General features: G+C 61.9%; 22 protein-coding genes. 14 read left to right on the forward strand and 8 right to left on the reverse strand.

The genetic code is table 11. The features are described 5' to 3' along the window. Positions 1–265 precede the first annotated feature (265 nt). Both B0G80_RS14745 and B0G80_RS14750 read right to left on the reverse strand, forming a co-directional pair. Positions 266–1,534, reverse strand: a complete 1,269-nt coding sequence (locus B0G80_RS14745) for an SGNH/GDSL hydrolase family protein (RefSeq protein WP_116118446.1) — start codon at positions 1,532–1,534, stop codon at positions 266–268. A gap of 89 nt (positions 1,535–1,623) precedes the next feature. Beyond that, positions 1,624–3,246 (reverse strand): NAD(P)/FAD-dependent oxidoreductase, encoded by a 1,623-nt coding sequence (locus B0G80_RS14750; protein ID WP_116118447.1) that lies wholly within the window; start codon positions 3,244–3,246, stop codon positions 1,624–1,626. 216 nt (positions 3,247–3,462) lie between these two features. On the opposite strand from B0G80_RS14750, the gene paaA reads away from it, so the two are divergent. The 8 genes from paaA to B0G80_RS14790 all read left to right on the forward strand — a co-directional run bounded on the left by paaA (position 3,463) and on the right by B0G80_RS14790 (position 9,739). Continuing rightward, positions 3,463–4,461 carry a 1,2-phenylacetyl-CoA epoxidase subunit PaaA gene (gene paaA, locus B0G80_RS14755; protein WP_116118448.1) on the forward strand — a complete coding sequence of 333 codons (999 nt, stop codon included), beginning with the start codon at positions 3,463–3,465 and terminating at the stop codon, positions 4,459–4,461. Between the two features lie 38 nt (positions 4,462–4,499). Next, positions 4,500–4,784, forward strand: coding sequence for a 1,2-phenylacetyl-CoA epoxidase subunit PaaB (paaB, locus tag B0G80_RS14760; protein WP_007179854.1), 285 nt, complete (start codon positions 4,500–4,502; stop codon positions 4,782–4,784). An 8-nt stretch (positions 4,785–4,792) separates the two neighbouring features. Further along, a complete protein-coding gene (gene paaC, locus B0G80_RS14765; protein WP_106286038.1) occupies positions 4,793–5,596 on the forward strand; it encodes a 1,2-phenylacetyl-CoA epoxidase subunit PaaC in 804 nt (267 codons plus the stop codon). 7 nt (positions 5,597–5,603) lie between these two features. Continuing rightward, the gene (gene paaD, locus B0G80_RS14770) at positions 5,604–6,155 is read left to right on the forward strand and encodes a 1,2-phenylacetyl-CoA epoxidase subunit PaaD (RefSeq protein WP_116118449.1); all 552 of its coding nucleotides are present in this window, start codon (positions 5,604–5,606) and stop codon (positions 6,153–6,155) included. A 1-nt stretch (position 6,156) separates the two neighbouring features. Next, complete coding sequence (gene paaE / locus B0G80_RS14775) at positions 6,157–7,245, forward strand: 1,2-phenylacetyl-CoA epoxidase subunit PaaE (RefSeq protein WP_116118450.1); 1,089 nt, start codon at positions 6,157–6,159, stop codon at positions 7,243–7,245. A 147-nt stretch (positions 7,246–7,392) separates the two neighbouring features. Continuing rightward, positions 7,393–8,205, forward strand: a complete 813-nt coding sequence (locus tag B0G80_RS14780; protein WP_106286041.1) for a DUF1835 domain-containing protein — start codon at positions 7,393–7,395, stop codon at positions 8,203–8,205. 14 nt (positions 8,206–8,219) lie between these two features. Further along, positions 8,220–8,828: a TetR/AcrR family transcriptional regulator gene (locus B0G80_RS14785; RefSeq protein WP_116118451.1), complete on the forward strand. Its 609-nt coding sequence runs from the start codon at positions 8,220–8,222 to the stop codon at positions 8,826–8,828. Between the two features lie 242 nt (positions 8,829–9,070). After that, positions 9,071–9,739 carry a GNAT family N-acetyltransferase gene (locus B0G80_RS14790; RefSeq protein WP_106286043.1) on the forward strand — a complete coding sequence of 223 codons (669 nt, stop codon included), beginning with the start codon at positions 9,071–9,073 and terminating at the stop codon, positions 9,737–9,739. Between the two features lie 89 nt (positions 9,740–9,828). On the opposite strand, the gene B0G80_RS14795 is transcribed toward B0G80_RS14790, so the two are convergent. Beyond that, positions 9,829–10,326: an Lrp/AsnC family transcriptional regulator gene (locus B0G80_RS14795; protein ID WP_116118452.1), complete on the reverse strand. Its 498-nt coding sequence runs from the start codon at positions 10,324–10,326 to the stop codon at positions 9,829–9,831. A 155-nt stretch (positions 10,327–10,481) separates the two neighbouring features. Here B0G80_RS14795 and hppD point away from each other — a divergent pair, with 155 nt between their 5' ends. Next, complete coding sequence (hppD, locus tag B0G80_RS14800; RefSeq protein WP_116118453.1) at positions 10,482–11,579, forward strand: 4-hydroxyphenylpyruvate dioxygenase; 1,098 nt, start codon at positions 10,482–10,484, stop codon at positions 11,577–11,579. Between the two features lie 171 nt (positions 11,580–11,750). Here hppD and B0G80_RS14805 read toward each other — a convergent pair whose 3' ends face one another. After that, positions 11,751–11,951 (reverse strand): hypothetical protein, encoded by a 201-nt coding sequence (locus B0G80_RS14805; protein WP_106286046.1) that lies wholly within the window; start codon positions 11,949–11,951, stop codon positions 11,751–11,753. Positions 11,952–12,309: 358 nt separating this feature from the next. On the opposite strand from B0G80_RS14805, the gene B0G80_RS14810 reads away from it, so the two are divergent. Then, complete coding sequence (locus B0G80_RS14810; RefSeq protein ID WP_116118454.1) at positions 12,310–15,909, forward strand: indolepyruvate ferredoxin oxidoreductase family protein; 3,600 nt, start codon at positions 12,310–12,312, stop codon at positions 15,907–15,909. Positions 15,910–16,129: 220 nt separating this feature from the next. Here the strand turns inward: B0G80_RS14810 and B0G80_RS14815 are convergent, their stop codons facing one another. Continuing rightward, complete coding sequence (locus B0G80_RS14815; RefSeq protein WP_106286048.1) at positions 16,130–18,412, reverse strand: NADP-dependent malic enzyme; 2,283 nt, start codon at positions 18,410–18,412, stop codon at positions 16,130–16,132. A gap of 313 nt (positions 18,413–18,725) precedes the next feature. After that, positions 18,726–19,958, reverse strand: coding sequence for an MFS transporter (locus B0G80_RS14820; RefSeq protein WP_116118455.1), 1,233 nt, complete (start codon positions 19,956–19,958; stop codon positions 18,726–18,728). Between the two features lie 375 nt (positions 19,959–20,333). Between B0G80_RS14820 and B0G80_RS14825 the strand changes: the two genes are divergently transcribed. Continuing rightward, positions 20,334–21,020 (forward strand): orotate phosphoribosyltransferase, encoded by a 687-nt coding sequence (locus tag B0G80_RS14825; RefSeq protein WP_007179868.1) that lies wholly within the window; start codon positions 20,334–20,336, stop codon positions 21,018–21,020. A gap of 75 nt (positions 21,021–21,095) precedes the next feature. Here the strand turns inward: B0G80_RS14825 and B0G80_RS14830 are convergent. Continuing rightward, positions 21,096–22,462 (reverse strand): IS3 family transposase gene (locus tag B0G80_RS14830; RefSeq protein ID WP_116119473.1). Its coding sequence is split into 2 segments (ribosomal slippage): positions 21,096–21,997 and positions 21,997–22,462, totalling 1,368 coding nucleotides; the frame shifts between segments, so codons are not numbered across the junction. 104 nt (positions 22,463–22,566) lie between these two features. Further along, positions 22,567–23,256: a response regulator gene (locus B0G80_RS14835; RefSeq protein ID WP_106286050.1), complete on the reverse strand. Its 690-nt coding sequence runs from the start codon at positions 23,254–23,256 to the stop codon at positions 22,567–22,569. Positions 23,257–23,522: 266 nt separating this feature from the next. Between B0G80_RS14835 and B0G80_RS14840 the strand changes: the two genes are divergently transcribed. The 3 genes from B0G80_RS14840 (at position 23,523) to argC (ending at position 26,034) form a co-directional block, all read left to right on the forward strand. Beyond that, on the forward strand, positions 23,523–24,125 hold the full coding sequence (locus B0G80_RS14840; RefSeq protein WP_116118456.1) for a YbhB/YbcL family Raf kinase inhibitor-like protein: 603 nt from the start codon (positions 23,523–23,525) through the stop codon (positions 24,123–24,125). 203 nt (positions 24,126–24,328) lie between these two features. Continuing rightward, positions 24,329–24,901: a flavodoxin family protein gene (locus B0G80_RS14845; protein WP_116118457.1), complete on the forward strand. Its 573-nt coding sequence runs from the start codon at positions 24,329–24,331 to the stop codon at positions 24,899–24,901. A 185-nt stretch (positions 24,902–25,086) separates the two neighbouring features. Further along, positions 25,087–26,034, forward strand: a complete 948-nt coding sequence (gene argC / locus B0G80_RS14850; protein ID WP_116118458.1) for an N-acetyl-gamma-glutamyl-phosphate reductase — start codon at positions 25,087–25,089, stop codon at positions 26,032–26,034. The last annotated feature ends 387 nt before the right edge of the window (positions 26,035–26,421 follow it).

The raw sequence follows: 26,421 nt of genomic DNA on the forward strand, positions 1-26,421 counted from the left end.
TCACCACCGAATCCGCACCGCAGGTCGCCAACATCACAACCGCCCGGCACCGCTTCGTTCTGCGTCGCTGCATCAGCAGCAGAGAAACGAGATTATGAAGGCTCTTTTTCGTTTCGTCAACAACATTTTTTCGCTTTCGCTTAAAACCCTGTTGACGCTACGGCCGCTGGTTTCTGCCGCGGCCCTCGTTCTGCAACGAGGAGGCGAATCTTAGGTGAACATCGGCCATATAACAAGGGTTTGACCGAAATCTTTTTTTGGCGGCTCATTTGTGGGTTGAATTCACCACCGCGTCGATCGGAACCACGTCGGCCATCGCTGCGTAGCCGGCGTCGCTGGGATGGATGTGATCGCCACTGTCGAAGTTGCGCCGCAGACGATCCGGCTGGGCCGGATCACGCAGCGCGGCGTCGAAGTCCACCACGCCGTCAAAGGCATGGCTCGTCCGAATCCACTGGTTGATGGCGAGCCGCATGCTTTCTCGCTGCGGCGGAAGCGACGCCGGCGTCAGCGTCCCGCCGAACAACTTCACACCAGCGTGCCGGGCTGTGGTGATCAGCCGTTGGTATCCGGCAATCAGATCGGCGGCCGTCACCGACGTGTGCGGAAAATCGCAATCGAGCCCATTACGCGGCGGCATGGCCGCGAAGTTGATGTCATTGATGCCGATCAGCAGAATCGCCGTCTTGACGCCCGGGCGCCCGACCACGTCGTGCTCGAAGCGCGTCGCGAGCGCGTCGCCGTAGCAAGGGGAGTCGCTCAGCAGGCGGTTGCCGCTGATCCCCAGATTGACAATCGCGGTCGACCGGTCGCCGCTAGCGGCAAACCGGCGCGCCAACGCGTCCGGCCAGCGGCGATTCTGGTTCAGGCTGGAGCGCATGCCGTCTGTGATCGAATCGCCGATCGCGGCAACGGCAGCGGATGCAGGTGCCGCATCCACCGACAATCCGGTTACCCACACATATTGGGTGAACCTACCGCGAAACGCCTCGGCAGAAGCATCCGCCGTGTGATTACCCGGCGCCGAAACATAGTTCACCTGGTTCGACACACGATGCCACGCCACGATACGCTGCTCGGCCCCCATAAATGCGCTGACGGCATAAGGCGCACCTTCGGCGATATCGATCGCGACGGGGTCACTGTCCAACTCGCCACCCGGCGGAACCGAGACCGCACTCTTGCCGCTGAACGTCACGCGCGCCTCACCATTACCAGCCGCCGCGCCGCCCGCAGAACGTGCGATGCGCAGGTCTTCGATGACGAGTGGAGTTTTACCGTACCGATTGCTGAGATGAACCCGCGCGGACTTTCCGGACAGCGTCGGATAAACGATCTGACGCACAGTGCGCCCGGCTACTTCGGGTGCGCGATACAACGGCGGCAAGTCCGCCCGCTGAGGAATAGGTTGCAACGCAGTCGCCCATGCGGTGACCCAATGTGCCGGGGCGTCGGCTGCGAAAACGGTCGGGGAAACGGCAAATTGGGCAAACAACGCCGCGCTGCACGCGGCGGCCAGGGTGCGAATGGTCATTCGGGTGGTCGGTTGAAGGCGAAACGTGCATTGTGCCCGATCGCTCCAGCCGTCGCGGGTCTCCGCGACGGCATTCCCGCGCGGCCGACTCAGGCCGTCTGCGCTCCGGCCATCTTCAACGCGAGCGCTTCGGCGACTTCGATCCCGTCGATGGCAGCCGAGTAGATCCCGCCGGCATAGCCCGCTCCTTCGCCGGCCGGATACAGGCCCTCGACGTTCATGCTCTGATAGTCGTCCCGCCGCCGCACGCGAATCGGCGACGACGTTCTCGTCTCGACGCCCGTCAGCACGGCGTCGTGCATCGCGAACCCGGCGATCTTCTTGTCCATCTCCGGCAAGGCTTCGCGAATGGCCTCGATCACATAGTCGGGAAGCGCCGTGCTGAGATCGGTCGGATGCACGCCGGGCTTGTAGGACGGCACCACCGAACCCAGCGACGTGGACGGCCGGCCGGCGATAAAGTCGCCGACCAGCTGGCCCGGCGCCATATAGTTGCCGCCACCCAGCTCGAAAGCCCGCTCTTCCCATTTGCGCTGAAAAGCGATCCCGGCGAGCGGGCCGCCCGGATAGTCGTCCGGCGTGATGCCAACCACGATCCCCGCGTTGGCATTCCGCTCCGCCCGCGAATACTGGCTCATGCCGTTGGTCACCACGCGGCCCGGTTCGGAGGTCGCCGCCACTACGGTGCCGCCCGGGCACATGCAGAAACTGTAGACGGCGCGCCCGTTGCTGCAGTGATGCACCACCTTATAGTCGGCGGCACCAAGCTGCTTGTGACCGGCAAACTTGCCGAAACGGCTGCGGTCGATCAAACCCTGCGGATGTTCAATGCGGAAACCGAGTGAAAACGGCTTCGCCTCAATGTAGACGCCGCGGTCATTCAACATCTGGAAGGTGTCGCGCGCGCTATGCCCGACCGCCAGCACCACATGATCGCAGCGCAGCGTTTCGCCGGTCGACAGTTTCAGCGCCCGCACCTTGCCCTGATCGATCTCGATATCGTCGACGCGGGTTTCGAAACGCACCTCGCCGCCCAACTCGTGGATGGTCGCACGCATTTTTTCGACCATGCTCACCAGCCGGAACGTGCCGATATGCGGCCGGCTCAGAAACAGAATGTCTTCCGGCGCGCCAGCCCGCACGAATTCGTCGAGCACCTTGCGGCCGTAGTGCTTCGGATCCTTGATCTGGCTGTACAGCTTGCCGTCCGAGAAAGTGCCCGCGCCGCCTTCGCCGAATTGCACATTCGATTCGGGATTGAGTACCGACTTACGCCACAAGCCAAAGGTGTCCTTGGTGCGCTCGCGCACGGCCTTGCCGCGCTCGAGGATGATTGGCCGGAAACCCATTTGCGCCAGGATCAACCCGGCAAACAGGCCGCACGGCCCCATGCCGATCACGACCGGGCGCAGCGCGGTCATCTGCGCCGGCGCTTTGGCGACGAACCGGTAGGCCATATCTGGCGTCACGCCGCAATGTGGCACGTCGGCGAGCCGCTTGAGCGCCGCCGCTTCATCCGTCACCTCGGCATCGACGATGTAGGTGAGCTTGATGTCGGCGCGCTTGCGCGCATCGTGCGCGCGACGAAACACGGTGTATCGGATGAGCCCGTCCACGGCCACGCCGAGTTCCGCGAGGCGCGCACGCACGGCGGCTTCGAGGGCGCTCTCGGGATGATCGAGCGGGAGTTTGATTTCGCTTAAACGTAACATGAGTACCGGGGGATGCAGAAGGCCGCAAATCGCGGCCAATTCGCAATTTTATAGGTTTAGTGTGGGGGCGGGGCGCCGGCGCAGACGAAACGCCTTGCTAACGAATCTCGTCCCGCCCCCATCGGCCCGATCGACCCATCTCAAAAAATTTATTAACCGACCGGTCGGTTGGCTTATACTGTGCGCACACAGACAACTTCCGCAGAGAGCGTCCCCATGTACACGCAATCCCTGGATATTCCCGGCAATGTCGCCCCGCTCGATGCGGGCGCAGACTCGTCCGAGCAGATGCGGTTCGACGCGGTCATGGCCGCCGACGGCAAGATCGAAGCTCAGGACTGGATGCCTGAGGCCTACCGCAAGACGCTGGTTCGGCAAATCTCGCAGCACGCGCATTCGGAAATCGTCGGCATGCTGCCGGAAGGCAACTGGATCACGCGCGCGCCCAGCCTGAAACGCAAGGCGATTCTGCTTGCCAAAGTGCAGGACGAGGCCGGCCACGGCCTCTATCTATATAGCGCGGCGGAAACGCTCGGTGTGTCGCGCGATCAGCTGATCGCTGCGCTGCACTCGGGCAAAGCCAAATATTCGAGCATTTTCAATTACCCGACACCCACATGGGCGGACGTCGGCGTGATCGGCTGGCTGGTGGACGGCGCGGCGATCATGAACCAGATTCCGCTGTGCCGTTGCACGTATGGCCCGTACGCGCGCGCCATGATCCGCATCTGCAAGGAAGAGTCGTTTCATCAACGCCAAGGCTTCGACGCCCTCATGTCGATGATGGCCGGCACCGAAGCACAGCGCGAACTGGTCCAGCAGGCGGTGAACCGCTGGTGGTGGCCGGTGCTGATGATGTTCGGCCCGAGCGACAAGGATTCGATCCACAGCAACCAATCGTCGAAATGGGGCATCAAGCGCATTTCGAATGACGATCTACGTCAGAAATTCGTCGACGCCACCGTCGACCAGGCCAAGGTGCTCGGCGTCACGCTGCCCGATCCGGACCTGAAATGGAACGAAGCGCGCGGCCATCACGACTACGGCGACATCGACTGGGAAGAATTCTGGCGCGTGGTGAACGGCGACGGCCCGTGTAACCGCGAGCGTCTCGCCACCCGCGTCAAGGCCCACGACGACGGTGTCTGGGTCCGCGAAGCCGCCCTCGCCCACGCCGAAAAACAGCGCCAGCGCGCACAACAGCACGCCGCCTGACCGCGCGGTGTGCCGGACAAAGAATCAGGAGATCTGCAATGAACAAGGAATGGCCGATTTGGGAAGTCTTCGTGCGCAGCAAGCAGGGACTCGACCACAAACACTGCGGCAGCCTGCACGCCGCCGACGCGCCGATGGCGCTGCGCATGGCGCGCGACGTCTACACGCGCCGCCAGGAAGGCGTGAGCATCTGGGTGGTGCCGTCGTCGGCGATTACGGCGTCCGCGCCGGAAGACAAGGCGGAGCTGTTCGAACCGGCTGGCGACAAGATCTACCGCCACCCGACGTTCTATACGCTCCCCGACGAAGTCAACCACATGTAAGCGCGGCCATGACCATCACGCCCCAACATCTTCAGTACGTGCTGCGCCTCGCGGATACCGCGCTGATCCTCGGTCAGCGCAATACCGAATGGTGCGGCCACGGCCCGATCCTCGAAGAGGATATCGCGCTGTCGAACATGAGCCTCGACCTGATCGGCCAGGCGCGGCTGCTGTACACACACGCGGCGTCGCTCGAACAGCAGCTCACCGGCAAAAACCGCACGGAAGACGACTACGCGTACTTTCGCGCCGAGCGCGAGTTTGCCAACTATACGCTCGCCGAGTTGCCGCATGTCGGCCCGCTGTCGGCCACCGCGAAAACCGAAAAGGATTACGCGGTCACGATCGTGCGCAACTTTCTCTACTCGACGCTGATGGCGCATCTCTGGACGGCGCTCACAGCGTCCACCGACGAGCAACTGGCGGCGATCGCATCGAAGTCGATCAAGGAAACCAGCTATCACGTGCACCACGCACGCGAGTGGTTGATCCGTTTCGGCGACGGCACCGAGGAATCGCATCGCCGCGCGCAAGCCGCGCTGGACTATCTGGTGCCGTACACGCGGGAGTTCTTCAGCACGGACGCCGTCGAGGAAGGCATTGCGGCAGCCGGCATCGGCCCGCTGACGTCGGACCTCGAAGCAGCGTGGCTCGACGACGTGCGCGCCACGCTCGACGAAGCCACCTTGACACTGCCCGAACCGGTCAAGCACATCACGACCGGCAAGCACGGCGAGCATTCCGAGCACATGGGTTTCGTGCTGGCCGAAATGCAGAGCCTCGCGCGTCAGCATCCCGGCGCCACCTGGTAATCCAACGATGACGACTTCGACGGCCCTCCGCACGACCGACATGACCGACGCCACACTTGAACGCGCGTGGGCCGTGCTCGAAACGGTGCCCGATCCGGAGATTCCGGTGGTGTCGATTCGCGAACTCGGCATTTTGCGCGACGTGCGGCGCGCCGCCGACGGCACGCTCGAAGTCGTGATCACGCCGACCTACTCCGGTTGCCCGGCCATGTCGCAGATCGCCGAGGACGTCGCGCATGCGCTCGACGTGGCGGAACTCAAGCCTTATCGGATTGCCACGGTGCTCGCGCCGGCCTGGACGACCGACTGGATGACCGCCGACGCGCGCGAAAAATTGCGCGCCTACGGCATCGCGCCGCCCACTGGCAATTGCGGTTCGCCCGTCCCCGTACAGGAAAAAGTGATGCGCTTCGTGCCCCGCGCGCTGCCCGCGCCGTCCTGCCCGCGTTGCGGCTCGGCGCACACCGAGCGTCTCGCGCAATTCGGCTCGACCGCCTGCAAGGCCTTGTATCGCTGCCTCGACTGCCGCGAGCCCTTCGACTACTTCAAACCATACTGATATGGCCACTCCGCAATTTCACCCGCTGCGTATCCGCGAAGTGCGGCCCGAAACCGCCGATTCGGTTTCGGTCGCCTTCGAAGTCCCCGCCGAACTGCGCGACCACTATCGCTTCACGCAAGGCCAGTTCGTCACGCTGAAGACGCATATCGACGGTGAGGAAACGCGCCGTTCGTATTCGATCTGCGTCGGCGTCACCGATTACGACCGCGACGGCGAACTGCGCATCGGCATCAAGCGCGTACGCGGCGGGCGTTTCTCGAACTTTGCCTTCGACACGCTGCAGCCCGGCCACACAATCGACGTGATGACACCGGACGGGCGCTTCTTCACCCATCTGAACGCCGATCAGGGTCAGCAATACCTTGCGTTCTCCGGCGGTTCGGGCATTACGCCGGTGCTGGCCATCATCAAGACGACGCTCGAAGTCGAACCGCGCAGCACCTTCACGCTGGTGTACGGCAACCGTAGCGTCGATCAGATCATGTTCGCGGAAGAGCTCGAGGATCTGAAGAACCGCTTCATGAACCGCTTCGTGCTCTATCACGTGCTGTCCGACGATCTGCAGGACGTCGAGCTATTCAACGGCGTGCTCGATCAGGATAAGTGCGCGGCCTTTATCGAGAATCTGCTGCCGGCCGAGGCGATCGACGAAGCCTTCATTTGCGGCCCCGCTCCGATGATGGACGCCGCCGAAGCCGCGCTGAAAGCCGCCGGCGTGCCATCGGAAAAGGTGCACGTGGAGCGCTTCGGTTCGCCGCTGCCGCAAGCGGGCGTGCCGCCGGTCGAAATCACCGAAGACACGCCTGCTGCCGACCTGGAAATCGTACTCGACGGCAAACGCCGCAAACTGCGCCTGCCGTATCAGGGCGTAAGCGTGCTCGACGTCGGCCTGCGCGCCGGTCTCGCACTGCCTTATGCGTGCAAGGGCGGCGTCTGCTGCACCTGCCGCGCGAAGGTGCTGGAAGGCGAAGTGAAGATGGAAAAGAACTACACGCTCGAAGAACACGAAATCCGCGACGGTTTCGTGCTGACGTGCCAATGTCATCCGATCAGCGGCCGGGTGGTGGTGAGCTACGACGAACGTTGAGCCGAATGCGGCGGACGAACCTGATGGACGTCCGTCGCGCTTTGAGCAGGTCCGCGATCCGCTTACACTAGGGGCCGCTCGCGACCGGACACCTGTTCCGGTCGATGAGCGGCCCCTAGTGTTGTTAACCGCCCCACACCACTGCCGATGAGCACGATCCACCTCACCAATGGCGATGTCGCCGCCGAGTCACTGCGCACCGCGTTGCGGGATGCGGGCCGCGACGAGCGCGTGCACGCATTGCGCGACGATCTCGCGGTCGGCCCGCTGCGCGGCGTCGACGACGCGCCCGACGTGCGCGCGGACTTCTGGGATCGCGTGAGCGCCGACACCAAGCGCGATTTCCTTCGGGAATTCCGTGAGCAGGCCGCGGCGCTGGAGAATATCGCGCGCGGCGAAGCGAATCTGGTGGTCTGGCACGGCGAAAGCGCATCGGATCAATTGATGCTGCGCCGCGTCTGCTACCACCTGCGCAACAACCCGCAGCGCCTGAACGAAGTGCGTCTGTCGATTCGCGATCTCACCGATCCGGGCGCGTGGGCGCATAGCCGCAAAGATCGCGCGACGTCGGTCGGCATGTTTGCGCCGCCCGTGCTGCAATCCCGTCTGGCGGACGCCGCGCCGATCTCGGTGCTGCGCATCAGCCGACTCGCGCTCGAATGGCAGGAAGTCAAACACGCGAACGGCGAAACGCGGCGCTGGCGCGACAATACGTTCACGAGCGGCAGCTTCGCGGAGCTGGACGCGCTGATTTTCGAGCACGTCACTGAAGACTGGCAGCCCGCCGCGCGCGTTGCCGCCGAATTGATGACGGCCGAACTCGGCTTTCTGGTCAGCGACAGCATTGCGCTGTGGCGCTTCCGGGAACTGGCTGCAACCCGGCGCATCAAGCTGCGCGGCGACGCGAGCGGCTGGCGCACGCTCGAATTGTGCGCAGCGTTCGCACCCTGTCCACACTAATAGAACAGACGACTATGGCCCGCACCCGAGCGCCCGACCACGAAACTCAGCGCGAGCAGATTCTTGAACTCGCCGCGGCGAAGTTCGCCCAGACCAGCTACCCCAGCACCTCGATGGCCGACCTCGCCGCCGCGAGCGGCACTTCGAAAGCGCGCCTCTACCACTACTACGCGAGCAAGGAAGCGATCCTGTTCGATCTGCTGGACCGCTATACCAAGCGGCTCATGCTGATCATCGCGGAAGTGGAAGGCGCGAGTCAGCGGCGCGGTTTGTCGGAGCGGGAAACCTTCGCCGAGCTGATCCGGGCATTTCTGTCGGAGTATGAGACGTCGCATAGCCGGCACGTCGCGCTGTTGAACGACGTGAAGTATCTGGTCGATACCCAGCGCGAAGTGATCCTGAACCGCCAGCGTGACGTGGTGGCGGCTTTTGCGCGGCAGTTGGCGCGCGCCTATCCGGAGCGCGCCACGCGCGACAACCAGACCGCGCTCACCATGATGGTGTTCGGCATGATCAACTGGACCTTCACCTGGCTGAAGCCGGACGGCCGGATGGGCTACCGTGAATTCGCCGAACAGGTGGTCGGCATGGTGGACCACGGCTTGAGTTCAAATCAGGCCTGATTCCGCACTGCAGCAATATGCAGACGAAATAACGTGCCGGTGTGATCGATGTGCGACATCGTGTCACGAACGCTCGTATCATTTATTTATTCTTTAAAATCAAAAGCATAAAAATAGGGCGCAAACTTTTTAGGCACTCCCTTCAAATATTGATACGGGTTTTCCCTAGTGCACAGTGTGTATCTCCGCTAAAATTGCTTTTGCGGTGCACCACGCCGCTCGACCAAAAGGAGAACCCGACCATGAACTTGACTACACCCCGCGCTGCTGAGCCGATCGTTGCGCATGATCGTTTGATGCAGCCAGCCGGTCGTGCGCCTGCTCTGGTCCGCGAACTCACCGCAGTCGACCGCGAACGCCTGCTCACCCACTTCCTCGCGCTCGACGAAGACGACCGGCTCCTGCGCTTCGGCCAGATCGTGCCGGACCACGTCATCGAAAACTATGTTCGTGCGATCGACTTCAAGCGCGACACCGTCTTCGGCGTCTTCAACAATCAATTGGAGTTGACCGGCGTCGGCCACCTGGCTTATCTGCCGGCCGAAGGCGACAAGCGCACGGCCGAGTTCGGCGTGTCCGTGCTGGAAAGCGTCCGCGGCCAGGGCATCGGCTCGAAGCTGTTCGAGCGCGCCGCCATTCGCAGCCGCAATACGCACGTCGGCATGCTGTACATGCACTGCCTGTCGCGCAATTCGACCATGATGCATATTGCGAAGAAGGCAGGCATGAAGATCGAATATGCCTACGGTGAGGCGGACGCGTACCTCACGCTGTCGCCGGCGGATCAATCGAGCATCATTACGGAAATGCTGCAGGAACAGGCCGCCGTGTTCGACTACGCGCTCAAGCGGCAAGCGTGTCGCACGTCGAAGCTGTTCGAGTCGTTCATGCCGACGGCTGTCGCAGCCTGAGAACACCAAGCTTCAGCAAGAACAGAGGGCGGCCACGTGGCCGCCCTTTTCGTTTGCACTCGCCCGCCGCCTCGCGCGGGACGCTTACCTCACAAGATCGGCAGCGCGGTCGTCTCCTTAAACTTTTCCAGCGAGAAGCTCGATTTCACGTCGATTACCGACGGATGGTGCAGCAACTGATCCTGCACGAAGCGTGAAAAGTGCGCCATGTCCTTCACCTGGACGCGCAGCAAATAGTCCATGTCGCCGGTCATTGCGTGACATGCCACCACTTCAGGCCACGTCTGCACCGCCGCGCGAAACAGATCCGCATGAGTGGCGTCACCGCGCGAACTGAGCGCCGGACCGCCGCGCTTTTCCAGTCGCACATTCACATAGGCAAGCAAATCGAGCCCAAGCTGCTGTGCGTCGAGCAGCGCCACATAGCCGCGTATCACGCCGCTTTCTTCCAGCCGGCGGATACGCCGAAGACACGGACTCGGCGAAAGATTGATGCGCTCGGCGATCTCCTGATTCGACAGTCGGCCATTCTCCTGAAGAATCGCCAGAATGCGCCTGTCGATGGCGTCTATCTCTGTATTGGCCATTTTCTGCCGTCCATTCGAACTGTTGAGCTAGAAACTAGCGTCAGCGTATCGACGCGCGATTAAGTTCGCAAGTTTTCGCCGCAGACAGGCCTTTACACTTGCGTCATTCAGTCGCGCAATGGCTCATTCGGCTCGCGCTCATCAGGAGACAGACAATGCAAGTTTCAACCTGGGAAAATCCGCTCGGCACCGACGGCTTCGAGTTCATCGAATACACCGCGCCGGATCCGAAGGCGCTCGGCAAGCTCTTCGAGCAGTTGGGCTTCACCGCCGTTGCGCGGCATCGCCATAAAGATGTGACGCTGTATCGCCAAGGGGAAATCAACTTCATTGTCAACGGCGAGCCGGATTCGTTCGCACAACGCTTCACGCGTTTGCACGGCCCTTCGATCTGCGCGATTGCTTTCCGGGTTCAGGACGCCGCCAAGGCGTACAAGCAAGCGCTGGAAAAAGGCGCCTGGGGCTTCGACAACAAGACCGGCCCGATGGAATTGAACATTCCGGCGATCAAAGGCATTGGCGACTCGCTGATCTATTTCGTCGACCGCTGGCGCGGCAAGAACGGCGCAGAACCGAACAGTATCGGCAACATCGACATTTACGACGTCGACTTCGAACCCATTGCGGGCGCGAACCCGAATCCGGTCGGCCACGGCCTGACCTACATCGACCACCTGACACACAACGTGCATCGCGGCCGCATGCAGGAATGGGCGGAGTTCTACGAGCGTCTGTTCAACTTCCGCGAAGTGCGTTATTTCGACATCGAAGGCAAGGTGACGGGCGTGAAGTCGAAGGCGATGACCTCGCCGTGCGGCAAGATACGCATCCCGATCAACGAAGAAGGTTCGGAAACCGCCGGCCAGATTCAGGAATATCTCGACGCGTATCACGGCGAAGGCATTCAGCACATTGCCCTCGGCAGCAACGACATTTACCGCACGGTGGACGGCTTGCGCGCATCGAACATCTCGCTGCTCGACACGATCGACACGTACTACGAGCTGGTCGATCGCCGCGTGCCGAATCATGGCGAGCCGCTCGACGAGTTGCGCAAGCGCAAGATCCTGATCGACGGCGCGCCCGAAGATCTGCTGCTGCAGATTTTCACCGAAAATCAGATCGGCCCGATCTTCTTCGAGATCATTCAGCGCAAGGGGAATCAGGGTTTCGGCGAGGGCAACTTCAAGGCACTGTTCGAATCGATCGAACTGGATCAGATTCGCCGTGGTGTGGTGCAGGACAAAGTCTGACAGCGTGCGCCGCTTTACCAGAGCGGATGCGTGATGCGTAGACCCAAATGAAAAGGGCGAAGATCGTGAGATCTTCGCCCTTTTCGTTGGCGCCGTTGTCTAAAGCGAAACCTTTATGGCTTGACGCAACAACGGCGGGTTACTCAACCGACACACCGCATGCGCGGCGTATCACGAATTCTTGTCTTCCCCGTCGGACTCGATGGATCGCGTGACGCTGCTCATGGCAATACGTGCGGGCGCGACCTGCGCCGTACGGGTTACCGCGTTCGACAGCGCCCCTGCACTGCCCGAATTCGAGCGCACCGGTGCGCTCATGGCGAAAAATGCTGCCGAAACCATCAGGAAGGTCTGGATGTTTCTCGTGTTCATGCGTACTCCTTTTCTGACTGCCCTGTTGTCGTGAAGCTCCACCGAATGCGGAGCGTTGCGCGGACATTGCTCACAGGTGGGGGTTAGACAGACATTTCGAGCACGGTTCCGCAGATTTGTAGTTTTTACAGCTTGTTACAGGCAGTCGCGAGAGCGGTGCGCGAGCGAACAGCCAGCCCGCGCGCCGACATTCGCGACAAAAGCGGAAGCCTCGTTCTTCCTAGGCTGCGGCGGGTTTTCACCAGTGCTACCATCACTTAAAACACGTCAATATGACGGCCCCGGCCCTACGCATTCACAAGATGCCGCGGCCCAAAAAAGTTTTGGTGATCCCAAACTGGTTGGAGGAGTACACATAATGAACGCCCCGCTAGACGCAGGTCAGCGAGCCTCGCTCGAAGCCGCGCTATCTTCCGTCACGCTCGACGACAAATACACCCTCGAACGCGGCCGCGCGTACATGAGCGGCATCCAGGCGCTGGTGCGTCTGCCGATGTTGCAGCAGGAACGCGACCGGGCCGCCGGGCTCAACACCGCCGGCTTCATCTCCGGTTACCGTGGATCGCCACTCGGCGGACTTGACCAATCCCTGTGGAAGGCGAAACAGCATCTCGCCGCGCATCAGGTCGTGTTCCAGCCAGGCGTCAACGAAGACCTCGCGGCCACCGCCGTTTGGGGTTCACAGCAGGTCAATCTGTACCCGAGCGCGAAATACGACGGCGTGTTCTCGATGTGGTACGGCAAAGGCCCTGGCGTCGACCGTTCCGGCGACGTCTTCAAGCATGGCAACTCGGCCGGTTCGGCGCGCAACGGCGGCGTTCTCGTCCTTGCCGGCGACGACCACGCCGCAAAATCGTCCACGCTCGCGCACCAGTCCGAACACATTTTCAAGGCATGCGGCCTGCCGGTTCTGTTCCCGTCGAACGTGCAGGAATATCTCGACTTCGGTCTGCACGGCTGGGCAATGAGCCGCTACTCCGGCCTGTGGGTCGCCATGAAATGCGTGACCGATGTGGTCGAGTCGTCGGCATCGGTCGACATCGATCCACATCGCACCAAGATCATCCTGCCGGAAGACTTCGCGATGCCCGAGGGCGGCTTGAATATCCGCTGGCCGGATCCGCCGCTCGTGCAGGAAGCGCGTCTGCTCGATTACAAGTGGTACGCAGCGCTCGCCTACGTGCGGGCCAACAAACTCGACCGCGTCGAAATCGATTCGCCGCATGCGCGCTTCGGCATCATGACCGGCGGCAAGGCGTATCTCGACGTGCGTCAGGCGCTGACCGACCTCGGCCTCGACGACGAAACCTGTTCGCGCATCGGCATCCGTCTGTACAAGGTCGGCTGCGTGTGGCCGCTCGAAGCGCAAGGCGCGCAGGCGTTCGCGCGCGGCCTCGACGAAATTCTGGTGGTCGAAGAAAAGCGCCAGATTCTCGAATACGCGATCAAGGAAGAACTGTACAACTGGCCCGATGCGCAGCGTCCGCGCGTGTTCGGCAAGTTCGACGAGAAAGACGGTGCCGGCGGCGAATGGTCGGTGCCGATGGGCAACTGGCTGCTGCCGGCGCACTACGAACTTTCGCCGGCGATCATCGCCAAGGCGATCGCCACGCGGCTCGACAAGTTCGACTTGCCGTCCGATGTGCGCGCTCGCATCGCCATGCGTATCGCGGTGATCGAAGCGAAGGAAAAAGCGCTAGCGCGCCCGCGCGTCGAAGCCGAACGCAAGCCGTGGTTCTGCTCGGGCTGTCCGCACAACACGTCGACCAACGTGCCGGAAGGCTCGCGCGCGATGGCCGGCATCGGCTGTCATTACATGACGGTGTGGATGGACCGCAGCACCAGCACGTTCAGCCAGATGGGCGGCGAAGGCGTCGCGTGGATCGGGCAGGCGCCGTTCAGCAACGACAAGCACGTGTTCGCCAATCTGGGCGACGGCACCTACTTCCACTCCGGCCTGCTGGCGATTCGCGCGGCGATCGCGTCGAAGGCCAACATCACCTACAAGATTCTCTATAACGACGCGGTCGCCATGACCGGCGGCCAGCCGGTCGACGGCGTGCTGACCGTGCCGCAGATCACGCACCAACTCGCCGCCGAAGGCGCGACGAAAATCGTGATCGTCACCGACGAGCCGGAGAAGTACTCGGCGAACGTCGGCCTCGCGCCGGGCATCGACATTCATCACCGCGACAAGCTCGACGAAGTACAGCGCCAACTGCGCGAAGTGTCCGGCACGACGATCCTGATCTACGACCAGACTTGCGCGACGGAGAAACGCCGCCGCAGGAAACGCGGCACGTATCCGGACCCGGCACGCCGCGTCGTGATCAACGAGGCCGTCTGCGAGGGCTGCGGCGATTGCTCGGTGAAGTCGAATTGCCTGTCGGTGGAGCCGCTCGATACCGAGTACGGCACGAAGCGCCAGATCAATCAGTCCACCTGCAACAAGGACTTCTCGTGCGTGAACGGTTTCTGCCCGAGCTTCGTCTCAGTTGAAGGCGGTCAGTTGCGCAAGCCGAAGGCCGCTTCCGGTGTCGCGGGCGACGCGATGCCGCCGGTGCCGGAACCCGAATTGCCGTCCATGGAGCGGCCGTACGGCGTGCTGGTGACGGGCGTCGGCGGCACGGGTGTCGTGACGATCGGCGCGCTGCTCGGCATGGCCGCGCATCTGGAGAACAAGGGCGTCACCGTGCTCGACGTCACCGGGCTCGCGCAGAAAGGCGGCGCCGTGATGAGCCACGTGCAGATCGCGAAGAATCCGGCCGACATCCACGCAACCCGTATCGCCATGGGCGAAGCGAGTCTCGTGATCGGCTGCGATGCGATCGTCACAGCCAGCGACGAATGCGTGTCGCGCATGCAGGCCGGCCGCACGCGTGTCGTGTTGAACAGCGCGCATACGCCGACCGCCGAACTCATCAAGAACCCGAACTGGTGCTTCCCGGGCAGCAGCACGGAAGCCGACGTGCGCGCCGCTGCGGGCGACGACGGTGTCGATACGGTCGACGCGAATCACTTCGCGGTCGCGCTGCTCGGCGACGCGATCTATACGAACCCGTTCGTGCTCGGCTACGCATGGCAACGCGGCTGGGTGCCGCTCACGTATCAGTCGCTGATGCGCGCCATCGAGTTGAACAACGTGCAGGTCGAGAAGAACCGCGCGGCGTTCGAATGGGGCCGCCGTGCCGCGCACGATCTGGCCGGCGTGCGCAAGCTCGCTCAATCGCAAGGACGTGGTGCGGCAGCGGAAACGACGAGCAGCAAGATCATCTCGCTGCACACGCCGAAGGCGCTCGACACGCTGATCGACAAACGCGCTGAGTATCTGACTGCGTGGCAGAACAGCGCGTATGCCGACCGTTATCGCGCGCTGGTGTCGCAAGTGCGTGCAGCGGAGTCGGCGCTCGATTCGATCGACGGCCAATTGCCGTTGACCGAGGCAGTCGCGAAGAACCTGCACAAGCTGATGGCCTACAAGGACGAGTACGAAGTCGCGCGTTTGTACAGCGATCCGGCGTTCATCCAAAAGTTGAAGGCGAATTTCGAAGGCGACTGGAAGCTGCACATTCACCTCGCGCCGCCGACGTTCTCGAAGAAAGATGCCAAGGGTCATCTGGTGAAGAAGAAGTACGGCCCGTGGGTTTTCAGCGCGATGCACGTGCTGGCCCGCTTCAAGTTCCTGCGCGGCACCGCGCTCGATGTGTTCGGCAAGACGGAAGAGCGTCGTACCGAACGTGCGTTGATCGGCGAGTATGAGACGCTGGTACGCGAACTGATCGCAGGCCTGACTACGCAGAATCGCGAGTTGGCCATCGAACTGGCGAATCTGCCGGACGGCATCCGCGGCTATGGTCACGTGAAGGAAAACAACCTGAAGGGCGTGCGCGTCAAATGGAACGAGTTGCTCGCGCGGTGGCGTTCGCCTGAGGCAGGCACGACGCAACACGCGGCGTGATCAGAATGGCTTGACCGGCTCGCTGGTCTGAAAACAGAAAGGCGGCTGTCCTCGCGCACAGTCGCCTTTTTTATGTGCTGTGCTGTGAAACGAGACGCGTGAAGCTGGTGCAACGACAGCGCCAATAAAAAAGCCACGGAAACGACATCCGTGGCTTTCTCGCAGATTCGTCGCGCACGCCTCGACGAGAGGCGCCGCTCCGATTCTCAAAGCATCCGCATTACTTCGCGTTCACCGCCTTGCGTGCGTTGGCCGAAGCCACTGCCGTCATGTTGATGATCCGGCGCACGGTCGCAGCCGGCGTCAGGATGTGCACTGGCTTTTCCGCGCCCAGCAGGAACGGGCCGACCGTCACGCCTTCGCCGCCGATCATCTTCAGCAGGTTGTACGTGATGTTCGCCGCTTCCACATTCGGCATGATCAACAGGTTGGCTTCGCCGGTCAGCGTCGTGCCCGGGAACGCTGCCTTGCGCACCGCTTCCGACAGTGCCGCATCGCCATGCATCTCACCGTCGATCTCGAGCGAGGGCGCGCGTTCGGTAATCAGCTTGCGAGCCGCCGCCATGCGTTGCGACGACGACGACGGTGCGCTGCCGAAGTTCGAGTTCGACAGCAGCGCCACCTTCGGCGTGATACCGAACTTCTCCATCTCACCCGCGGCCAGCATTGTCATATCCGCGAGTTGCTCGGCGGTCGGCGTTTCGTTCACATACGTATCGCAGATGAAGAGATTGCGGCCCGGCAGCATGAGCAGATTCATCGCGGCGAAGTTCTGCACGTTGTCCGCCTTGCCCAGAACCTGCTCGATGAACTTCAGATGCGCGTGGTACTGGCCGATCATGCCGCAGATCATGCCGTCCGCTTCGCCAAGGCGCACGAGGATCGCGCCGATCAGCGTGTTGAACTTGCGCATTGCGGCCTTCGCCACGTCCGGCGTCACGCCTTCGCGCGCGCCAAGTTCGTGATAAGCCTGCCAGGATTTCTGATAGCGCGGATCGTCTTCCGGATCGACGATTTCGAAGTCGTCGCCGCACTTGAGCTTCGAGCCCATCTTCTTCAGACGCATCTCGATCACCGACGGACGGCCGACCAGAATCGGCTTGGCGATCTTTTCCAGCAGCACGAATTGCGCGGCGCGCAGCACGCGCTCGTCTTCACCTTCGGCGAACACGATGCGCGCCGGTTCCGACTTGGCGGCCGCGAACACCGGGCGCATCACCATGCCCGTGCGATACACCGTCGTGCCGAGTTCTTCGCGATACGCGTCCATGTCCTTGATCGGACGGGTCGCGACGCCCGAATCCATGGCCGCTTGCGCGACAGCCGGCGCGATCTTGATGATCAGGCGCGGATCGAACGGCTTCGGAATCAGATACTCGGGGCCGAATTCCAGCGAGTGGCCTTCATAAGCCTTCGCGACTTCGTCGCCCTGATCGGTTTCTTCGGCCAGTTCGGCGATCGCGCGCACGCAGGCGAGCTTCATTTCTTCCGTGATCGTGGTGGCGCCGACATCCAGCGCGCCGCGGAAGATGAATGGGAAGCACAACACGTTATTGACCTGGTTCGGATAGTCCGAACGGCCGGTCGCGATGATGCAGTCCGGGCGAACCTTCTTGGCGTCTTCCGGACGGATTTCCGGTTCCGGATTGGCCAGCGCGAGAATCAGCGGCTGCGTGCCCATTTCGGCGACCATCTCCGGCTTCAGCACGCCGGCGCTCGAGCAGCCGAGGAACACATCGGCGCCGCGAATCGCGTCAGCCAGCGTGCGTGCTTCGGTGTTCGCCGCGTAACGTTCCTTCGAAGGATCGAGGTTGCCGCGGCCTTCGTAGATCACGCCCTTGGAGTCGGTGACCAGAACGTTCTTCTTCGACAGGCCCAGATTCACCAGCAGGTCCAGACACGCAATCGCGGCCGCACCCGCGCCCGAACACACCAGCTTCACTTCGTCGAGCTTCTTGCCGACCACTTTCAGGCCGTTCAGGATCGCCGCCGAAGCGATGATCGCGGTGCCGTGCTGATCGTCGTGGAAGACCGGAATCTTCATACGCTCACGCAGCTTCTTCTCGATGTAGAAGCATTCGGGCGCCTTGATGTCTTCGAGGTTGATGCCGCCGAGCGTGGGCTCCAGCATCGCGATGGCTTCGACCAGCTTGTCCGGATCGGACTCGGCGAGTTCGATGTCGAACACGTCGATGCCCGCGAACTTCTTGAAGAGACAGCCCTTGCCTTCCATCACCGGCTTCGCGGCGAGCGGGCCGATGTTGCCGAGACCGAGCACGGCGGTGCCATTCGTGATCACGCCGACCAGGTTGCCGCGCGAGGTGTACTTCTGCGCGTCGAGCGGCTCGTCGTAGATCGCCATACAGGCCGCGGCGACGCCCGGCGAGTACGCCAGCGACAAGTCGAGCTGGTTCGACAACGGCTTGGTGGGGGTGACCGAAATTTTGCCGGGCTTCGGATTCTGGTGGTATGCGAGAGCGCTTTGCTTAAGTTGTTCGTCCATTTTTTGGCCTGCGAGACGTAAGTAATTGGGCCCGGCACACCGCACCGTCAGCGTCGCGTGCATCTATCGAATGGATAATCGATTGAGGCGGTTTTCGCTTGCGCCGGTTGGGCGCCGCGTCGAACCTCGCCGGAGGACAGGACGATGCGGAGTGCTTCGCGGGTCGGTTAGTGTACACCCCGAACGAGACGATGCACTGACCGGTTAACCATGCTCACCATCGGCGAAACAGCGCGTGCGCATTGCTGCGGCGCCGCATTCGGCGGCTTCGTTGCGGCTTGTCATTCGCAGGTCATGGACAGGCCGTTCGCATTCACTCGAGTTCGGCGCCGCGTCGTTCGGGAATCAGGAAGAGTGTCGCGAAGATGTCGAGCAGGTAAATCGAAGCGAGCAAAGCGAGCGCCGCGCCGAACGAATAGCGCGCGGCCAAGGCGCCCACCACCACCGGTCCGAAACCGCCCACCGCGCGGCCGGCATTGAACAGCACGTTCTGCGCAGTGGCGCGCGCATCGGTCGGATAAAGCTCGGAGATCAGCGCACCGTAACCACCGATCATGCCGTTGACGAACACGCCCATCGCCGCCCCGCCTATCAGTAACGCCATCGGCGTGCTCAGGTGAGCGTAGACGAACACCATCACCATCGCGCCCGCCTGATAGAACAGAAATGTCGGCTTGCGGCCGAAGCGGTCGGCGGCGATGCCGAACAGCCAGATGCCGCACGCCATGCCGAGAATCGTCGCGGCGGTCCACAGTCCGGATTTGGTCAGCGAATAGCCGAAGGTTTTGGACAGATAGCTCGGCAGCCAGATCATCAGACCGTAGTAGCCAAAGTTCTGGACCGAACAGAGAATTGCCACGCCAATGCTCGCGCGCGCGGTGCGGCGGTCCGCCACCAGCAACTTCAACGGCAGCTTGCGCATGCCGCGCGCCACGCGCTCGGTAAAGAGCGCCGGTTCTTCGACGCGCCGCCGCACGAAGAACGACACCACCGCCGGCAACAGGCCGAGCGCGAACATGCCGCGCCAGCCGATCACCGGCAACAGCATCGGCGTGAGCAATGCCGCCGCCAACACGCCTAGTTGCCACCCCAAGCCGACATACGACGACACGCGCGCCCGCTGCGACGCCGGCCACGCTTCGGCCACCAGCGTCATACCGATGCCGAACTCGCCGCCGAGCCCGATTCCGGCAATGGTCCGGTAGGCCAGCAGATCGGCATAGCCTTGCGCCACCGCGCACAAGCCGGTGAACACAGCGAAGATCAGAATCGTCCAAGTCAGCATGCGCACACGGCCGAAATAGTCGCTCAGCACGCCGAAGATCAACCCGCCCGCCACCGCGCCGATCAGCGTCCAGGTGACGAGCGAGCCGGCCTGCGCCGAGCTCAGATGCAGATCGGCGGCAATCACCGGCAGCATGAAGCCGAGGATCAGCAGATCGAAGCCGTCCATCGCGTAGCCGAGCACCGAAGCGATCAACGCCCGGCCGGCATAGCCACTTCTCACGGATGCGCGGGGTTCGGTGGCGGAGGGAGCGAGGTTCATTGAAAGCATTCCGTAGGTCGAATGGGCGGCAACGGCGGCATGCGCCCAAGAAATTCGCGTGAGTGTAAAGGCGCCCCCAACGGCCCACAAGCGAACCAAAAAGCACTCGTCGAGGCGAGCACCCAGCGCGGCCCTTCGGTCCTCGGCAAGCTCGCTGGAGGCGTCCGTTATGATCGTCATTCGCCGTCGCCACGCACGAGAGGCTCCTCGGAAGGGCCTGTTTCGGGTAAAATGTCGGCCTACGCGCGCAGCAAAAACCGGCCTGCACTCCACTGACCGGCCGCGTATTCCGCCCAGCATGGCGCGGAATACCACGCTTGCTGCGCCACCGGGCCCCGCGCCCGCTTCTCCCCGCTCACACCCAAGGATCCGCCCATGACAGGCTTCGATCGCCAGACGATCTCCGACACGACCGCCAAAATGCTGCTCGAAGTGCAAGCCGTGCACTTCAACGCGGAGAAACCGTACATTTTCACGTCCGGCTGGGCGAGCCCGGTTTATATCGATTGCCGCAAGCTGATCTCGTATCCGCGCGTGCGCCGCGGCCTGATGGAAATGGCCGAGACCACGATCCTGCGCGACGTCGGCTATGAGCAGATCGACGCGGTCGCCGGTGGCGAAACCGCGGGCATCCCGTTCGCGGCATGGCTGTCCGATCGCCTGATGGTGCCCATGCAATACGTGCGCAAGAAGCCGAAGGGTTTCGGCCGTAACGCGCAGATCGAAGGCCTGCTGACCGAAGGTCAACGCGTGCTGCTGGTCGAAGACCTGACCACGGACAGCCGCAGCAAGATCAATTTCATCAACGCGCTGCGCACCGCCGGCGCCACGGTGAACCACTGCTTCGTGCTGTTCCACTACAACATCTTCAAGGAAAGCGTGTCGGTGCTGAAAGACATCGACGTCGATCTGCACGCGCTTGCCACGTGGTGGGACGTGTTGCGCGTCGCGAAGGAAAACAAGTACTTCGACACCAAGACGCTCGACGAAGTGGAAAAATTCCTGCACGCGCCGGCCGAGTGGTCGGCTGCGCACGGCGGCGCAACCTCGACGCCGCAGTAAGCTTCGCCGCCTCGCGCGGATCGAATAAAAAGGGCGCCTGTCTGAACTGACCCCGCAAAGTTGGACAGTTTGCGGCTAGGTTGCGGAGGCCTGAGTCCTGTACATCACAGGACTCAGGCCGTTTAACTTCAGCCTGATGCGTTTGTGGTTGTAGTAATGAATGTACTGTTTGATGCCGGCCTTCAGTGCGTCGACGCTCTCAAATCTGTTCAGCCGGAAGAACTCCGACTTGAGAGTGCCAAAGAAGCTTTCCATTGCCGCATTGTCATAACAGTTTGCCCGCCGTGACATGCTCTGGGTCAGGCCGCGTTGATGCAACAACCTTCGATAGGCAGACATCTGATACTGCCAGCCCTGATCTGAATGGAGTAGCGGTGCGTCCTGCCTGCCCAGCTTTGCCAGCGCCTTTTTGAGCATGCTGCTCACCAGTTCAAAGACTGGACGCTCGCTCATCTGGTAAGCGACGATCTCGCCGTTATACAGATCCATGACCGGCGACAGATACAACTTCTGTCCCAGCACGTTGAACTCCGTCACATCCGTGACCCACTTCTGGTTCGGCTGTTGCGCGCTGAACTCGCGGTTCAGCAGGTTCGGTGCAATACGCCCGACTTCGCCGCGCCAGGAGCGGTATTTCTTCGCCCGCACCAGCGATTTCAGTTTCAGCTGTCCCATCAGACGTTGCACGGTCTTGTGGTTCACGCGCTGACCGGTTTGCCGGATCGATGCCGTGATGCGTCGGTAGCCATAGCGACCCTTATGACTTTCATACACGGCCTTGATCCGGGTCTTGAGATCTGCGTGCCGGTCGCCAGCAGTCAGCACGTTCAATTGGTAGTAGAACGTGCTGCGCGCCAGACCCGCGGCCTTGAGCAGGGCGGCCACCGGGTGGTGCTGCCGAAGTGCCTGCACTATTTGCGTTTTTTCTTTTGCGCGGCCTGCTTCTTCGCCTGAAGCAGGGCATCGAGCTTTTTTAGGTACGCCACCTCCGCGCGCAGGTATTCGTTTTCCTTGAGCAACTGCTCGCGCGTGCGCTCATCCGGCGCACCATCTTCGGTCGGCTTGTCGTGATCGGGTTGGGTCATTACCTTGGGGCGTCGCCCTCGGGGGCGGGGTGCCAATGCGTCAATACCGCCAATATGATACTGGCGTTCCCACCTCGCTATGCAAGCCGGACTGCGAATGTCGAACACCGCTGCCACCTGCTCATGTGACAAATCCTTCTTCCACATGTGAGCAAGAACCGACATCCTGAACCGCGCATCGTAATGACTGAACTTCTTGCGCAATCCCTCACGTCCGTGTTGCTCATAGGCCGCTATCCAGCGACGCAACACAGAACGACCCACTCCATATCGTTGTGCCAGCACCCCGGTCCCAGCAACCCCGGCCAGGTACTGCTTCACCATTTTTACTTTTAGCTGCTCACTGTGCTTCGTCATGAAAAACACCCCAAAGGTTGGATCGATGTCCAACTTTTGGGGTGCAGTTCAGTCTTATCGACAGGCGCCCTTTTCTATTTTTGCCTTAGGCCTCGCGTGCGACCTTAAGACGCTCCGCTGTTGTCTTCGGTGGAATGCGACGACAGGTTCAGCAAGCCATTGCTCTGCGCGTACTGGAACAGTTCGGAATCCCGTTCGATGCCGAGCTTGCGCATGGCGGTGTTCTTCTGCGTACTGATCGTCTTGATGCTGCGGTTGAGGTGCTCCGAGATCTCCTTGATCGTCATGCCCGACACGAACAGGCGCACCACTTCCAACTCTCGTTTCGACAACATCACTTCGTCGTTCTTGCCACCCGCATTCATGCGCAATGTATCGAGCGAGGCTTTCACCGACGGGCTCATATATTCCAGGTTGCGGCTGACGTGCTGCACCGCGAGCCCAATGTGGCTGAGATCGTCCGACTTGTTGACGACGGATGTGACACCGAGTTCGCTCAGCCGCTTGAGCAACGCAGCGTTCTCGAGCATCGTCAGGACGACGATGGGAAGCTTGGGGAAATTGCGGCGCAGATAGCCGATCAGCGGCAAACCGTCGCCGTATTGACCGCCAGGCATTGCCAGATCCGTGACGAGCACGTCACAGGCAATGGTCTGCAGCACCTTGATCAACTCGGTTGACTGCCGCGCACGCGCGACGACCTGTAGACCGGGAAACTTGAGCAAAGCCTGTTCGGCGCCGAACAAAATAACCGGATGGTCGTCAGCGACCACAACCCTGACTGGATCTTGCATTGCCCTCCCCTCGACAGATGTACCACTCTGCAAAACTTCCGACATGTCTTATGTATTCTAGATGCTGAAACGGGTAAGGGCGCGGGCTGCCTCCGCGCGGAAAATTCCTCCGACTATAGCCGAATTCTGGTCTGCAAATCCCGTCAGACGGCAACAATGATGCGTCGTAGAGCTAATGTTAGACTTGGATCGACCTTGAGGCACAAAATAGGGACAATAACCATCGCGAGGATAACCGCCTCGCGCCCTCACAGGAGAACCGGCACATGCGCTCGCGTTGCCTGGTTGTTTCGATTGCTTCGCCGTTCCGCCGTCTGCCGTCGTTCCCCTGCGCCATGCTGGGCCTCGCGCTTCTGGCCGCGCATGGGCCTCATGCTCTTGCCGAAGGCGCGTTCGCGCTGACCAGCGCCAGCTTCCGCGCGGGCGGCACCGTGGCGGACGCCCAAGTTTTCAATCAGGACGACTGCAAAGGCGGCAACCGCTCACCGCAGCTTTCGTGGCACGACGCGCCGCCCGGCACGCGCGGCTTCGCGGTCACCATGTTCGATCAGGATGCGCCGGGCCGCGGCTGGTGGCACTGGTCGGTGGCGGGCATTCCCGCCACGGTCAGCAGCTTGCCGGAAAACGCCAGTTCTTCCGGCTTCCTCAGCAAACTCGGCGCGGTCGAAGCACGCAACGACTTCGAGACCGACGGCTACGGCGGTCCCTGTCCGCCGCCGGGCAAGCCGCATCGCTACATCATCACGGTTTATGCGCTCAGCACCGTCGACCTGCGCCTTGCCCAAGGCCGTCCCGCGCTGATGTTCGATCATGAGATCGGCACCGCCACACTCGGCTTTGCGCGGATGGTGGTCAATTACGGGCGCTGATTGCGCGCTCGCGGCACAGCCGGTCGCATGAAAGCCGCGCCGCCGCGGCTGGCGTACGGCTTGCGTCGTATTGCCGCCCGCGCGGGAATTCTGTCATCGGCGCACGCTAAGGTGCGGCCTGGCAGGGTGCGGCGTGCTCACCGCCGCGGGTGCGCACCACTGCCGTGCTCGACCCATCCTCTTTCACTTTGCTGGAGCGTCTCATGTCGAAGATCGTCATCGTTTATCACAGCGGCTACGGCCACACGAAGAAAGCCGCCGAGTCCGTGCTGGCTGGCGCCCTCGAAGCCGGCGCGGACGCGAAACTGTTGCCGGTCGGCGAGATCGACGATGCAGCGTGGGCCGAACTGGCCGCCGCCGACGCCATCATCTTCGGTGCGCCGACCTACATGGGCGGCCCGTCCGCCGACTTCAAAAAATTCGCCGATGCAAGCTCGAAGCCGTGGCTCGAGCAGGCGTGGAAGGACAAGATCGCGGCCGGCTTCACCAACTCCGCGACCATGAACGGAGACAAGTTCTCGACGATCCAGTACTTCGTCACGCTGGCCATGCAGCACGGCATGATCTGGGCAGGCACCGGCATGATGCCGTCCAACACCAAGGCGGCGACGCGCGACGACCTCAACTATGTGGGCGGCTCGACCGGCCTGCTTACCCAGTCACCGGCCGACGCTTCGTCAGAAGAAGCGCCGCCAGCCGGCGATCTCGAAACAGCGCGGATGTTCGGCGCACGCGTAGCCGCGGTCACGGCGCGCTGGATCGCCGCGGCCCACTGAGGCGCGGACTGCCGCGATCCGGCCGGCATCGGCTGGCATCTACCGCGTAACAGGTCACGCCGATGTCATGTTCGGCGTGCATCGTCGTTTTTTTCACCCCTTTTGCGCGTCCGGCGCCATCACGTCATAAAATGACGTTCCGGCGCGGTGTCGCGCCCCGTTTCCAGCAAGCCAGTGAGAGCGAGATGAGCACGAAAGTTTTTGTCGACGGACAGGAAGGCACGACCGGACTGAAGATCTTTGAATACCTGTCGCAACGCGCCAACGTAGAGATCCTGCGTATCGAAGAAGCGAAGCGCAAGGACCTCGAAGAGCGCCGTCGTCTCATCAACGCGTCGGACGTCACGTTCCTGTGTCTGCCGGATGTCGCCTCGCGCGAATCCGCTTCGCTGGTCCAGAACGACCGCACCGTGCTGATCGATGCCAGCACCGCGTTCCGCACGTCCGCCGACTGGGCTTACGGCTTGCCCGAACTGGCCCGCTCGCAACGCGAGCGCCTGCGCACGGCGAAACGCATTGCCGTGCCGGGCTGCCACGCTTCGGCCTTCGTGCTCGCCATGCGTCCGTTGGTCGAGGCTGGCGTGGTGGCGCCCGAGTTCGCTGCGCACGCTTACTCGATCACCGGCTACAGCGGCGGCGGCAAGAAAATGATTGCCGACTACGAAGCCGGCGGCAACGACAAGCTCAAGAGCCCGCGTCCGTACGCGCTCGGTCTCACGCACAAGCATCTGCCGGAAATGGCCGCGCATACCGGCCTGAAGTCGGCGCCGATCTTTACGCCGATCGTCGGAGATTTCTATAAGGGTCTCGCGGTCACTACCTTCTTCTCGCCGAACCAGTTGGCGAAGAAAGCCACGCCGCAGGACGTGCAGGCGCTGTTCGCCGAGTACTACGCGGGCGAGGCGTTCGTGCATGTCGCACCGTTCGACGCAGAAGCGAATCTGGATAGCGGCTTCTTCGACGTGCAGGCGAACAACGATACGAACCGGGTCGACCTGTTCGTATTCGGCAATGAAGAACGCTTCGTGACCGTCGCGCGTCTGGACAATCTGGGCAAGGGCGCGTCGGGCGCGGCGATCCAGTGCATGAACCTCGCGATCGGCACCGCTGAGGAAAGCGGCTTGAAACGCTAATCAGTTTGCAATTGCGGACGGTAATTCGCCGTCAATCAATTGAAAGGCCGGTCTGCAACAGACCGGCCTTTTTGTTTTAAATACGCACCATTCAAATTCCCTTTCCGTGATTTATCAGTAGTAGCCCGTATTTCTTAAAAAATAAAAATCGGACTATCCAGCAAACCGCCGGTAATTCATTCCGGATATCGACGCAGGGCGCATAGTTTTCCGCCTAGGGAAACTCCGGATTTTTTCGCGAACGGTCGTTCGCAGATGATAGAGCCATTTTGCCCGAAGCCTTACCTGGAAAGGGAGTGCGACGAAACAACGTTGCCGCCATTGAGGCCAAAAATCCTTTTTCGTTTAAAAGACCCGCAGACGTCCACGCGGTGCGCGTGCGCCAAA

This window comes from Paraburkholderia sp. BL6669N2 (assembly GCF_003387275.1).
Taxonomy (GTDB): Bacteria; Pseudomonadota; Gammaproteobacteria; order Burkholderiales; family Burkholderiaceae; genus Paraburkholderia.